This window comes from Olleya sp. AS48 (assembly GCF_038900355.1).
Lineage (GTDB): Bacteria > Bacteroidota > Bacteroidia > Flavobacteriales > Flavobacteriaceae > Olleya.
In genome coordinates, this window is the sequence record NZ_JBBMRD010000002.1 from 309,720 (window position 1) to 324,180 (window position 14,461).

Annotated in this window: 9 protein-coding genes; all 9 read right to left on the minus strand. The window is 32.5% G+C overall.

Annotated features, from left to right (window positions below; translation table 11 throughout):
* Positions 1 to 8: 8 nt before the first annotated feature.
* A complete protein-coding gene (locus tag WNY60_RS04455; protein WP_342861626.1) occupies positions 9 to 2,540 on the minus strand; it encodes a TonB-dependent receptor in 2,532 nt (843 codons plus the stop codon).
* Between the two features lie 168 nt (positions 2,541 to 2,708).
* On the minus strand, positions 2,709 to 4,352 hold the full coding sequence (gene pgi / locus WNY60_RS04460; protein WP_342861627.1) for a glucose-6-phosphate isomerase: 1,644 nt from the start codon (positions 4,350 to 4,352) through the stop codon (positions 2,709 to 2,711).
* Positions 4,352 to 5,671, minus strand: coding sequence for a peptidoglycan DD-metalloendopeptidase family protein (locus WNY60_RS04465; RefSeq protein WP_145005665.1), 1,320 nt, complete (start codon positions 5,669 to 5,671; stop codon positions 4,352 to 4,354). Before WNY60_RS04465 ends, pgi begins: the two co-directional genes overlap by 1 nt.
* Positions 5,629 to 6,552 (minus strand): tryptophan 2,3-dioxygenase family protein, encoded by a 924-nt coding sequence (locus WNY60_RS04470; RefSeq protein WP_145005662.1) that lies wholly within the window; start codon positions 6,550 to 6,552, stop codon positions 5,629 to 5,631. The genes WNY60_RS04465 and WNY60_RS04470 overlap by 43 nt, the downstream gene beginning before the upstream one ends.
* A 7-nt stretch (positions 6,553 to 6,559) precedes the next feature.
* Positions 6,560 to 7,342, minus strand: a complete 783-nt coding sequence (locus WNY60_RS04475) for a DUF3108 domain-containing protein (protein WP_145005659.1) — start codon at positions 7,340 to 7,342, stop codon at positions 6,560 to 6,562.
* A 144-nt stretch (positions 7,343 to 7,486) separates the two neighbouring features.
* Complete coding sequence (gene hppD, locus WNY60_RS04480; protein ID WP_145005656.1) at positions 7,487 to 8,650, minus strand: 4-hydroxyphenylpyruvate dioxygenase; 1,164 nt, start codon at positions 8,648 to 8,650, stop codon at positions 7,487 to 7,489.
* Positions 8,651 to 8,790: 140 nt separating this feature from the next.
* Positions 8,791 to 9,951 (minus strand): homogentisate 1,2-dioxygenase, encoded by a 1,161-nt coding sequence (locus WNY60_RS04485; RefSeq protein WP_145005653.1) that lies wholly within the window; start codon positions 9,949 to 9,951, stop codon positions 8,791 to 8,793.
* A 337-nt stretch (positions 9,952 to 10,288) separates the two neighbouring features.
* Positions 10,289 to 12,523, minus strand: coding sequence for a patatin-like phospholipase family protein (locus tag WNY60_RS04490; protein ID WP_342861628.1), 2,235 nt, complete (start codon positions 12,521 to 12,523; stop codon positions 10,289 to 10,291).
* Positions 12,520 to 14,313, minus strand: coding sequence for an excinuclease ABC subunit UvrC (gene uvrC / locus WNY60_RS04495; RefSeq protein ID WP_342861629.1), 1,794 nt, complete (start codon positions 14,311 to 14,313; stop codon positions 12,520 to 12,522). The genes WNY60_RS04490 and uvrC overlap by 4 nt, the downstream gene beginning before the upstream one ends.
* Between the last annotated feature and the right edge of the window lie 148 nt (positions 14,314 to 14,461).

A 14,461-nucleotide genomic window follows, 5' to 3' on the forward strand; every position in this document is an offset into this window, starting at 1 on the left:
AATATTTTTTAAAAATTAACTTTTAATGCTACACTGTAAGTTCTACCAGCTCCATAATATACTTGAGCTTTTAAAGCAGTACCATCGATGTCATTAGCATCAGAAACATACTCTGTATTGAAAACATTATTTACTTTTCCTATTAAAGTTGCATCAAAAGATCCGATTGCAAAACCATGTTTTAAACCAACATCAAATAATCCAAAATCAGGCACTTCCCATACATCTGGTAAATCTGCACTCCCTCTGTTTGTTACATCATAAGAAGCATAGTTGTCACCTGCAAAGTTATAATCAACATAAATATTAGATTTTTGAGCTAATTTATAATCTAAACCTAAAGCGAATGTAGTTTGAGCAGCATCACCTACTTTAATTCCATCTGCAACAACTTCTACAACGTCAATTGCATCTCCTGCTTGATCTCTAATAATTGCTGATACATTACTTTTCCATTGCCAATCTCCTAAAGAAGCCATACCTGTTAAAGTAATATTATCATTTGCTTTATATCTAAAATCAACCTCAACACCTTGGTGTAAAGCATCGATCCCTTGTAAGTTGTAGAAAAATAAGTTATCTCCAGTACCAATTGAACCGTTAAGAGATTTGTCTAACCATTTAGTATGGTACACGTTTACGTTTGCACTAAATTTCTCGCTACGGAATCCGTAACCTAACTCTGCACTAAATACTTTTTCGTTTACTGCTCCTCCATTTGGAACAATTCCATCTTCATCTAAAAATACATCATCTAAAAATGGCGCTTTAGAGAAATAACCAACATTTACAAAAACATTATTGTTTATGTCTAAGTTATAGTTACCACCTCCTTTAATACCATAACCAGAAAAATCAACTGCATCAGACTCTCTGCTACCAAATATAGTATTGTTCATGTATTCTCTTTGCTTATAGTTACTGTTAGAAATATCTCCAGCCATAAACACATTTAATTTCTCAGAAACTTGATATTCTGCTTGTGCAAACAAACCATATCTATTAACAACACCGTCGTAATCTTTATTATATCTATCTCCTACTTTAAGTGGTTGTCCAAAAGCAAATGTATCCGTCTCATTATCTAAGAAAAATTGACCTCCTAATAAATCATCCACTTGGTACCAGTGTGATCCAACATAATAACGTGCGTCTAAACCTCCTGATAATGTTAATTTATCATTGATAGATGTTTTATAGGTGGATAATATACCATACCATTCGTGAGAGTTTCTAGAAGAAGAAATAATATCACTAGAACCATTTACTCCATTAGCTTGATTTTCTGCAACTATTTTATCAAAATCGATAGGTTGTAAACCTGAAGTACCAATTCTGTAATCATCAGATCCAATTTTAGATCCTTCATCTCTACGTCCTCCACCAGAACCAAAAGAAGCATATACTGCTGTAGATAAAGCTGAATTATCATCTATATTCCATAAGTGATTTATGGACATTTGTGGTTTGTGGTAAAAGTTATACGATTGGTGATAAACTTCTCCGTTTTTATAACCCCAATCTCTATTTGCTTTTTGCGGTCCTGAATCTGTATCTTGTAATTCTTCAATTGTAGAACGATTAAAACGTTGACCGTGTTCTTGTTGAGAACCAAAAGCTGTAAATGATAATCTGTGAGCTTCGTTTATTTGTTGTGATAAACTAAGAAAATAATTATATCCTGAAAACTCTGTTCCGTCAACATAACCATCACCTGAAATTTTTGAAGCACTAACTGTTGCTGCAAAACCTTTATCGCTTAAACCTGTTGAATATGTCATTCCGTATTTGAAATATCCATCATTAGCGATACTTGTACCAAAACTTCCACCTTCTTCAGCGTCAGTAGTTTTAGTAATAATATTAATTGTACCTCCAACAGAAGCTACTGCCACTTTAGATGCTCCTAAACCTCTTTGTACTTGCATAGTAGATGTTACATCACCTAAACCTGCCCAGTTACTCCAATAAACAGCTCCATTTTCCATATCGTTAACTGGAACACCGTTAATCATTACAGCAACGTTTTCTGAGTTAAATCCTCTAAGGTTAATTCTACTATCTCCATAACCACCACCTTGCTTAGTTACATAAACTCCTGGTGTAGATTTTAATATTTCTGGAAATTCTTGAGTTCCTAATTTTAGCTCAATATCTTTAGCTTTAATTGTAGACACTGCAACTGGTGTTTTTCTGTCGACTGCTACAGATGCAATAATCATAATTTCATCCAAAGAATTACCTGAACTTAAAGATACATTCCCTAAGTTAGTATCTCCGTTGAATGGCATACTAATTGTACCATAACCAACATAAGAAATTTCGATAACTCCAGAAGGCGATTTAGTTTTTAAAGTAAAATTTCCATCAAAATCAGAAGTAGTTCCATTTGTAGTACCCTTCTCTACAACACTAGCAGTAGGTAGTGGTGAGTTTAAATCGGCATCCATAACTGTTCCTGTAACAGTACTTTGAGCCATAGTAAATGCAGTAAACATAAGTGTTACTGCTAAAAACATAACTTTAATTGTGTTTTTCATTGTGTTTAATTATGATTTGTTAGTTTCAAATTTTGTGCAAAAATACGACTAATTATAGTTGTAATATTAACTTAATGTTAACAAATTTACACAATGCAATTTACGTATACTTTTTAGTACTACGTAATACAAATCAAATCAAACAATAAACAAAGTTTTTAACAATGCTTACCTTAATTTTTTGTAGAGATTAAGCAAATTTAACGTGGAACCGTCATGATTATCAAAAGCCTGATTATCAAACTCGTTTAAAATTTTATTTGCCAGTTGCTTTCCTAACTCAACTCCAAACTGATCATAACTATATATATTCCAGATTATTCCTTGTACAAATATTTTATGCTCATACATAGCTATTAACTTACCTAAGCTTTCTGGCGTAAGCTTTTTAATGAAGATGGTATTTGTTGGCTTATTACCTTCAAATACTTTAAATGGTGTTAATTCTTTTATTTTTTCTACTGAAAGGTTTTGACCTTCAAATTCTGCTTCAACTTCTGCTTTTGTTTTACCATTTAATAAAGCTTCTGTTTGCGCAAAATAATTAGACATTAATTTATCCTGATGATCTTGATTACCATGCAGTGACTGTGCAAAACCAATAAAATCTGCTGGAATTAATTTAGTTCCTTGATGAATTAATTGAAAGAATGCATGTTGCGAATTTGTTCCTGGTTCTCCCCAAATTAATGTTCCTGTTTGGTAATTAACAAGATCACCATTACGATCAACACTTTTACCATTACTTTCCATAATACCTTGCTGCAAGTACGTTGCAAACTGAGTTAAGTATTGTGTGTACGGTATTACTGCTTCACTTTCAGCATTAAAAAAATTATTATACCAAATGCTTAATAAGGCTAAAACTACTGGAATGTTTTGGTCAAAGTCTGTGCTTTTAAAATGCGTATCCATTTTATTTGCTCCAGCTAAAAGCGAATCAAAATTTTTGTAGCCAACCGACAAGCTAATTGTTAATCCAACTGCACTCCATAACGAGAAACGACCACCAACCCAATTCCACATTGGAAAGATATTATTTTGATCAATTCCAAACGCCTTTACCTTTTCAATATTAGTCGACACTGCTACAAAATGTTTTGCAACATCTTCTTGTTTAGCATGCTCTAAAAACCAAGTTCTGATAGTATTAGCATTAGATAACGTTTCTTGCGTTGTAAATGTTTTAGATACAATTACAAATAAAGTTGTTTCTGGATTTAATGTTTTTAAAACCTGGTTAACATGATCACCATCTACGTTACTTACAAAATGCGTTGTTAAATGATTTTTATAAAATTGAAGCGACTCCACAACCATAGCTGGTCCTAGATCACTACCTCCAATACCAATATTTACAATATCTGTAAAGGCTTTATTTGTATATCCTTTTAGTGCTCCAGAAATTACTTGATTAGAGAATGTTTCAATTTTTTGTTTTACTTCAAAAATCTCAGGCATAACGTTTTTGCCTTCAACTAAAATAGTATCTGTAGCTTTAGCACGCAATGCAGTGTGCAACACCTCTCTACCTTCCGTTTTATTTATGACTTCTCCAGAAAACTGAGACTGAATAGCTTCTTTTAACTTTGTTTCTTCTGCTAATTCTAGTAGTAAGTTAATAGTTTCAGAAGTGATTCTGTTTTTAGAATAGTCTACATAAAAATCTTCCCAATTAATGGCCATTTGGTTTGCTCTATCATTATTTTGAGCAAACAAATCTTTCATTTCTAAACCTTTTACGTTTTCAAAATGTGCTTGTAATTTTTTCCAAGCTTTAGTGGTCGTCGGGTTGATTGAAGGTAATGCCATTACTTAGTATAAGTTATTGAGTTTTTAGACGTTTCTTGGATATCTAAAATTTGATTTTCGTCAATTGGAAGGATAAATTCAATCCCATCTAATTGTGTTTTAAGTGGTTTTACAAATTTTAAATATTTAGCTTTTAAGCTATCCGAAATCGCTTCGGCTTCTGGTAATTTTTGTTTAAATGGATCTACTTGTTTTCCGTTTTTCCAAAAACGATAACAGACATGTGGTCCAGATGTGTTACCTGTCATACCTACATAACCAATAACATCTCCTTGTTTAACAAAATCGCCTACTTTAGCTTTACGCTTACTCATGTGCAAGTATTGCGTGCTGTAGGTTGAGTTGTGTTTAATTTTTACATAGTTACCATTTCCGCCACGTTTTGCAGACTCAATTACAGTCCCATTTGCGGTTGCTCTAATTGGTGTACCAATATTAGCTGCAAAATCCGTCCCTTTATGTGGTCTTACGCGATTACCATACAAAGCAATTCTACGGTTTAAATTATATCTGGAAGAAATACGTTTATACTCAACAGGTGCTTTTAAAAAGGCACGTCTTAAGTTTTTTGCGTCTTCGGTAAAATAATCTTTAAGCCCTTTAACTGTATCTGTTTCGAATTCGAATGCATAAAAATCTTCTCCGTTGTGCTGAAAGTATGCTGCCTTAATATTATCAATTCCAGCATAAATACTGTCATCGATATATTTTTCGGTATAAATTAATCTGAATTTATCGTTTTTTTGAAGTCTAAAAAAGTCAATCGTCCAAGCATAAATATCAGACATTTTATAAGCTAATAATACACTTTTACCTTGCTTTGCAAAAGCTTCAGATATATTAGACTCGATAACACCTGAGACTTCTTTTTCTACAAATTTTATAGGCTTAGTACTTGAATAGGCATGAATTGAATCTTGAAAATTGATTACAACATAGTCCGTTTTAGTAGGTTGATATATAAAACATTTTGGTTGTTGAAGCGAATCGTTTGAACACAACAAGGTGTAAGGTTTTCCGATTTGCAATCGTGTAATATCAAAACTATCCTTTGTTTGTTGTGCTATTTGAAATATTTTAGAATAATCTATCTGGTTGCGTTGCAGGATTTCGCCAAAGCTATCACCTTTTCTAATGGTATCACGCTTAACAACATAATCGTTAAGTTTAAAACCAAACTCATAAACCTCTTCAGGTTCAATAACCGAAACAGTATCTATTGGTGTTTTATCTTCTTTTTTACAACTAATTATTACTAAAGCAAAAGCTAGTAATATTAAACATTTTTGCCCCAATCTTGTAATTCTTGTTTGCTCCATAAATCCGGAAAAAATATTCGTCTTTGATACTTTGGATGCATATATTTTACCCATTCACTTCCTCCTGTTGCTTCTGCAGTTTTTCCACCAATATTTAAATAGTGATTTGCAGTGTTATAATGAGCCATTACCCAAGTAATATTTACTGTGTAATCGTAATGACGCATTGCTTTGATTAAATCTTTATCTTCTTTAACATCTTGTGGTAAACTTTTGAAGATTGTCCACAAGTTATGTGTGTTATAGAATTCTGCAAATCTAATAAATTCGTCTTTGTATTTGGCTTCAAAAACTGTTAATGTATAGCTTTTTTTGCCTGTTTTATAATCCTTTCCTGCTGCTTGCCAATATAAATGTTCAAAAGCATGCTCAAAAGACGTGTTTCTATCTATAGTTTCTCTAAACCTATTGTCAATAAGGTTAATCAACTCGGTTGAAGCAAATTCAATTTTACGATATTGTGCAGACTGAAAACCACTTGCAGGTGTTAACGAATTACGAAATTTATTGTATTGCTCTACATCCATTCCATCTTTCATTACTGTAAACGAAGACGTTAAAACATCAAAATAGCGACTGATACGCATGATTTTAGTTTCAAAAAAAGAAGCTGTTATATTTTCTTTTTTTGCGACTTGGTCAATCTCCCACAAAATCATTTTAAACAACAACTCATTTACCTGATGGTACATCAAAAAAACCATTTCGTCTGGCAAGGTTGTACGCTGTACTTGTAAATTTAAAAGCGCATCTGTTTGAATGTAGTCCCAATAATCGATAGGCTTACTATGCAATAAACCCTCTAAATGTGTATTTACATTTTGGTCTAATGCGTTATATTTATCTTCTAACTGGTTGGTTATTTTTTGGTCTACACTCATGCTTTAATTAGTCTACAATAATTTTGAAGCTGTGCTTTAATCCTTTATAGGCTTCTAAATCTGCTCTTAACGATCCCACAGCTAAATCTGCTTTAATACGTAAAGGTATTTTATTTTTATCATTAGACACCCAAAGCGTTAAACTTTCTTCTTCTTTAAAAACACGTCCAGCCATTACATATGGTCTAAACATAAGTGTTTCAACAGTTCCAAAGTTTGTACTTAGATTTTCTTTTCCTAAAAATTTTAGCTTAAAACCATAGTTCTCTTCGTCAAAAAACATATCCAATTTAATTTCGTCACCAACTTTAAGTGTACTTGTATCTAATTTATTTCTTAAATAATAAAACGTAGACACCATATCTTGTACATTTGGCTTTGTTGTAAGTGTCTTTTTTGTATCGTGTTTTTTGTTATAAACTAGCGCTTTTTTATTGGCTTGATCAAACTCGATTTCGATATTTTTTTTGTGACCACCTTCATCAATATCTCTGATAAACTTGTAAGGCAAAATTGTGTTTTTATCAAAATAGCTTTCGTAACGATCCTCTACTTTAAAAAACCATTTAATCATTCCGGTTGTCCAACCTTTTCCAACAACATGAAATACTGGTTTACCGTTTAGTGTTGTTTCTTTTACTTGAAGGGTAGCGTTACCAGCTTTCATCCAACCACTATAGCTCATTTTAAATTTAAACCATTCGCCATCTTTAAAAGCAGGTTCTTGTTGGAAAGCAAAAGACATGCTAGCGGTAAATATTGCTAATATTATAAGTATTTGTTTTTTCATAACTATTGTAATTATATAACTTAATTTTTAAGTTACAGATTATATTATAACTTATAATACAATTACTATTCCAAAAGTATAAAACAAAAAAATGCCATCTGAGTATTTGATGGCATTTTTTTGTTACTAAACTATAAAATTTTGTTAAAGTGTTCCTCGTTTAGCTTGCTCTCTTTCAATTGATTCAAACAATGCTTTAAAGTTTCCTGCTCCAAAACCTTGTGCTCCCATACGTTGTATGATTTCAAAAAACAAGGTTGGTCTATCTTCTACTGGCTTAGTGAAAATTTGAAGTAAATAGCCTTCCTCATCTGCATCAATCATAATTGATAACTTTTGAAGCTCACTGATATCTTCTTTCATCATTTCCATATGCACACCTAAACGGTTTGGTATATCGTCATAATACGCTTGTGGTGGTGGTGGTAAAAACTCGATACCTCTTGCTTTTAGCTGAGATACTGTTTTAATAATATCATCCGTTGCTACTGCAATGTGTTGTACTCCTGATCCTTCGTAGAAGTCTAAATACTCCTCTATTTGAGATCTTTTTGCAGCTTTTGCAGGCTCGTTAATAGGGAATTTGATACGTCCATTACCATTACTCATTACTTTCGACATTAAAGCAGAATATTCTGTATGGATTTGCTTGTCATCAAAAGATAAGAAATTAACAAATCCCATAACATCTTCGTACCATTTTACCCAAGTATTCATCTCTCCCCAACCTACATTACCAACCATGTGGTCAATGTATTTTAATCCAACTGGCTCTGGATTATAGTCGCTTTTCCACTCAACAAATCCTGGTAAAAATTGTCCATTGTAGTTTTTACGCTCTACAAACATGTGTACTGTTTCTCCGTAAGTATAAATTCCAGCTCTTATTACTTCACCAAATTCGTCTTTTTCAACGACTGGTTCCATGTATGATTTTGCACCACGTTTTGTAGTTTCTTCGTAAGATTTTCTAGCATCTTCTACCCATAATGCCACAATTTTTACACCATCACCATGTTTTACAATATGATCATTAATTGGTGACTTACTATTTAATGGTGTTGTTAATACTAAACGGATTTTGTCTTGCTTTAACACATAACTTACTGAATCTTTTGATCCTGTTTCCAACCCTCTGTATGCATGAGATTGAAAACCAAATGCTGTTTTATAAAAATGCGCTGCTTGTTTTGCGTTACCTACATAAAACTCGACATAATCTGTTCCTAAAAGTGGCAAGAAATCTTGTGCACCTTCAAATATTTTTTCTAAACCGTAGTCTACTGATTTTACTTCTTTTTTACTCATAATACTTTATATAGAAGAAAGAATATAGCAACAAGAACGAAAGATTATGTGGTTATTAAATAACACTTTAGTAGTCTTTTAAAATTCTTGAATTTTTAATTCAATCTTAATTAATTATTGTTTTGAAATCTTTTTTAATTTTAATGGTCTAGCCACGATTTGTAATAGTCTTCGTCTGCTATTTTAAGTGCTTCCTCAGTGACCATTAATGGTTTAAACGTGTCTACCATTACTGCTAGCTCGTCTGTTTTTACTTTCCCAATGCTACGCTCTGTTGCTCCTGGGTGTGGACCATGTGGTATTCCTGCTGGATGCAAGGATATGTGTCCTGCATCAATATCGTTTCTAGACATAAAATCTCCGTCAACGTAATACAATACCTCATCACTATCTATATTACTATGATTGTAAGGTGCTGGAATACTGTCTGGATGATAATCGTACAGTCTTGGCACAAAACTACAAACAACAAATGCATCTGTTTCAAAGGTTTGATGTACTGGTGGTGGTTGGTGGATACGTCCTGTTATGGGCTCGAAATCGTGGATTGAAAACGCATATGGATAGTTGTAACCGTCGTAACCCACTACATCAAAAGGATGTGTTGCATAAACCATTTCAAAAATATCGTCTTGCTTTTTAACTTTTATTAAAAAGTCTCCTTTTTGGTCATGTGTTTCTAATTCTTGTGGTTGTCTTAAATCACGTTCGCAAAATGGCGAATGCTCTAATAATTGTCCAAACCAATTACGGTAACGTTTGGGTGTGTAAATTGGTCTTTTAGACTCAACAATAAACAAACGATTATCCTCAGTGTCAAAATCCATTTTATAAATTACACCTCTTGGTACTAAAAGATAGTCTCCGTATTTAAAATCTAGGTTACCTAAGTGTGTGCGCAGTTTTCCGGTACCTTTGTGGACAAAAATAAGCTCGTCTGCGTCTGTATTTTTATAAAAATAATCTGTTGTTGATTGTTTTGGTGCTGCTAAAATGATACTACAATCGCTGTTTATAAGTACTGTTTTACGAGATTGTAAATAATCGTTTTCTGGTTTGACTTGAAACCCTTTTAAACGGTAGGATTGTATGTGGTTTTTTTTAGCAATTTTTGGTGCAACACTGTATTGTTTTTTAATTTCCTTTACCTGTGTTGGTCTATGCTCGTGATAGGAGTTTGTTGACATACCGTCAAATCCTATGGTACCAAATAACTGTTCTGCGTACAATGTACCGTCCGCTTTTCTAAACTGTGTGTGTCTTTTTGGTGGTATTTTTCCTAGTTTATGATAAAATGGCATTTTGTTATAGTTTTAAATTGAAAAAAATAACGTCTAAGAAACTTGTGACGCTTTACTAAATGCTTAACAAGGAAGAAAGATCACTCTGGATTACGCTTAATCAAGAATTTTAAATGTGATAGTAAATCGCTCCAAATTGTCTTCATAGTGTAACAAATATCGTAAAATTTTATGAGTTTAGGAAGTGTTTTTAAATTGAAAAAAAGACCGTTGCGTCTAACCTTGCGTTAAGGGTAGTAATGGCATCCTTTTTTTGCTGCCATATATGGCAAAAAAAGATATAATGGATGACCTGATTGTATTTAAACCCTTAAAGGTTTAAGTACAAAACGCCCAATTAAAACCAATACCCTAAGTTAAAAAACCAATAGCTTTGTTTAGTCTCTGGAGAGATGGTATACTTAGCTTCTATGGGACCCAAGAACGATTCAAACGAATAACCTACTGCGTATCCTGAATATTCTGGCCATGAAAACCAATCTGTACCATCAAACAACCTGTCTTCTACATTGGCATAGTTTGCTGCTACCATTATGTGATTTTTAGGTAAAAACTGATAATCTAAACTTACGCCTCCTTTAATGTAAGAATCTGCTGCTATGGACAGAAAATCGTATCCGTAAAAGGGTTTAAAATTATTGATAAAATTATTACCATAACCACCTAGTACAAAGTCTAAAAAGCGATTTGCTTTAGGGTTTATTTTAAATCCTCCATCTGTGACTAAGTTAAATGATAATTTATCTGATACTTTGAAAGCATATCCTAACTCTGCTTTTAGAATTGTAAATGGAGAAAATGTGCTTGAAAAATCTGAGGAATACACATAGTGATTACCTTGCGCAGAGAAAAGCACGCCTTCTGTTGGGAAGTATTTACTATCGTAGGTATCGTATTTTAATTCTCCAAAAAGACTGACATAGTTACTGTTTTCAAATAGTGTTTCTTTTTCATCTTCTGAGGATAAAATAGTTTCGGTTTTTACTCTTAATTTTTTATGCTCAACACCTAGTGATAATACTAAATCATTTCTAAAAAGGGTTTGAAGGTAAACTTGGTTATTAAAGTCTGAGAGCTCGGCATTTATTTTATTTACACCTGTTGTGTTAACTTGTGTTGGTGTTAAAAATGCGTTAGCTACAATGCCCTGACTAAACTCGTTATACCTTGATTTTAAACCAACACTCCAATATATCCCTTTATCTATAAAGTAATCCAAGTTATACCTAACGTGGTCACCTATTATAAAATCCATTGACACTACATCGTTTTTTAATAAAAATTGCTTTTTAGTTATGTTGGCCAAAATTGCACTTTTATATAAATCATCGTAGTGTAATCCTAATTTTAAAAAGGTTGTTTTTTTAGTTTCAGACACATTGGTAATTATCTTATAAGTATTGTCTTGTTCTGGTTTTAACTCGTAAAAAAAGCTATCAAAGTTATTGGTTGCTACAATATTGTTAGCGCCTTCTGATAGGTCGTTGTATGAAATTTTGCTGTAAGGTCTGATTTTTAATTTTCCTAGGATGTAAGATCTTGTGTATTTATCTATTCCGTTAGTTTCTATATAATTAATTTGTAAACTATCTGGAGACAGGTCTGTTAGCTTTTTACTTGGTGTGTAATGTTGCTTTGCTTTTAATTGTTTTAAAATATCTATTTCTTTTTTTGCAGCAACTTCTCCATTGTGAATTATTTGATTTCCGTCGTCAAAAGACACGACATTAAATTTAGAAATATCTGGTTTAATATAAATATCAGTCATTTTAGACTTGATTTTCATGTCATTAATGGTTCTAAAATTATTTATCTGAAATAAAATTTGTGGTGCCGAAGACAGATCTGTTCTATTGGCTAATCCATCTTGCACGTCTACACCAATAATAATATCCATGCCTTTTGCTTTTAACTCTTTTATTGGGTAATTATTTACAACACCACCATCGATTAACAATTTACCATCAATATCCACTGGTTGAAATAATGAAGGAAAAGCTCCGGATGCTTTAACTGCTTGTGGTAAATTACCTTTATCTAAAATAACTTGCTGACCAGTTTCTACATCTGTAGCAATACAGAAAAAAGGTATTGGTAATTTAGAAAAGTCATCCTCACTACTTACATGAAGCAACAATTTTGTTAATAAATTAAAGGTGTTTTGCCCTTTGGATAATGCTGTTGGCAGCTTTACTTTAAGATGATCAAAGGGTAGTGTTATTGCGTATCTTTCTGAAATTTCTCTTTCATAGGTTGACTTAGCTGATCTTGGGATATTGTCATTTAAAATGTCATCAAAATTTACGCCTTTAAAAATAGAATCTAATTGTTTACCTGAATATCCTGAAGCATAAAGTGACCCAATAATTGCTCCCATACTTGTCCCAGCAATATAGTCTACCCTAATCCCTAAACTGTCTACAACTTTTAAAACACCAATGTGAGCAAAACCTTTAGCACCACCACCACTTAGGACTAGCCCAACCTTTGGCTCTGCAGCTTGTGTTTCTTGCGCATTAAGATTTGTACTTAACGCTAATAATGTTATAATTATAATGTATATCTGCTTCATTCTTTATGGTAATAATTATAAATTTTTGTTGCTCTAGAATTTCCGACAACCTCTTCTAGCTCGTCAATTTTAGCATTTGAAATTCGCTTTGCAGACTTAAATACTTTTAATAATTCTACAATTGTTTTTTCTCCAATACCAGGAATGGTTTCCATTTCTGTATTTAATGCTTGTTTGCTTCGTTTGTTACGATGATGCTCTATCCCAAAGCGATGGGCTTCATTACGTAATTGTTGTATTATTTTTAGTGTTTCTGATTTTTTATCTAAATATAAGGGAATTGGATCGTCTGGATAGAATAATTCTTCTAATCGCTTTGCAATTCCTATAATGGCTATTTTTCCTCTTAACCCTAAAGCATCTAAACTTTTTAAAGCTGAAGATAATTGCCCTTTTCCTCCATCAATAATTATCAATTGTGGTAAAGGTTGTTTTTCTTCTAACAAACGTTTGTAGCGTCTAAATACCACTTCTTCCATTGAGGCAAAATCATCAGGACCTTCTACTGTTTTGATATTAAAGTGACGATAATCTTTTTTACTAGGCTTTCCGTTTTTAAACACAACACAAGCTGCTACTGGATTTGTCCCTTGTATGTTAGAGTTATCAAAACACTCGATATGTCTTGGCTCCTCACCTAATCGCAAATCCACCTTCATTTGTGCCATGACACGATTAGCATGACGATCTGGATCTGTAATTTTTACTTGTTTAAAACGCTCTAATCTGTAATATTTGGCATTTCTAACGGATAAGTCTAAGATATGTTTTTTATCTCCTAATTGTGGAATAGTTACTTTTATATCTTGACCTAAATCTACTTTAAAAGGTACGTAAACTTCTTTAGACCTTGAGTTAAAACGTGCTCGGATTTCTACAATTGCTAATTCTAGTAAGGTTTTATCAGTTTCGTCTAACTTCTTTTTAATCTCTAAAGTATGTGACCTAATAATTGACCCATATGATAATTGCAAAAAGTTAATATAGCCATGACCTGCATCACTAACTATCGAAAACACATCCACATTGCTAATCTTAGGATTTACAATAGTAGATTTGGCTTGATAGTTTTCTAGAACCTGAATTTTTTCTTTAATTTTTTGAGCTTCTTCAAATTGCATGTCTTGCGCATATTGGCTCATTTGGGCTTTAAATTCGCCTAAAGACTCTTTAAAATTTCCTTTTAAAATTTCTCTAATTGCCTTTATGTTTTGGTTATAACTTTCCTCATCCTCATAACCTTCGCAAGGTCCTTTACAGTTCCCTAAATGATACTCTAGGCATACTTTATATTTTCCTGACTCGATTTTGCTTTCAGCCAAATCATAATTACATGTTCTAATTTGATACAAGCCTTTAATTAAATCTAATAAGGTATAAACCGTTTTAATATTGGTGTAAGGTCCAAAATATTCGCTTCCATCTTTTATATAGCGTCTTGTACTAAATACTCTTGGAAAACGCTCTTTTTTAATACAAATCCATGGGTAGCTTTTATCGTCTTTTAGTAAAACATTATAACGTGGTCTATGTTTTTTAATTAGGTTGTTTTCTAATAAAAGCGCATCTGTTTCTGTCTGTACAACAATGTGTTTAATGTTAGCAATACGTTTTACTAAAACTCTAGTTTTACCATTTTCGTGAGTTTTTGTAAAATACGAACTTACTCTCTTCTTTAAATTTTTTGCTTTACCAATGTATATTATTGTACCTTCTGTATCAAAATACTGATAAACTCCAGGTGATTCTGGAAGGGTTTTAAGTTGTACATCTAAAGAAGTTTGACTCATCTTACACTTTAAAATCGAAGAAAATTGATAGTTATTCAAAGGTAATTATTTAAAAACAACTTAACCTTTATCGCCTAAATTTTAACCTAAAAATAAATTAATCACGCTTAGTTATTTAGTACCTTGCACCTCTTTTTAAACTTTACAA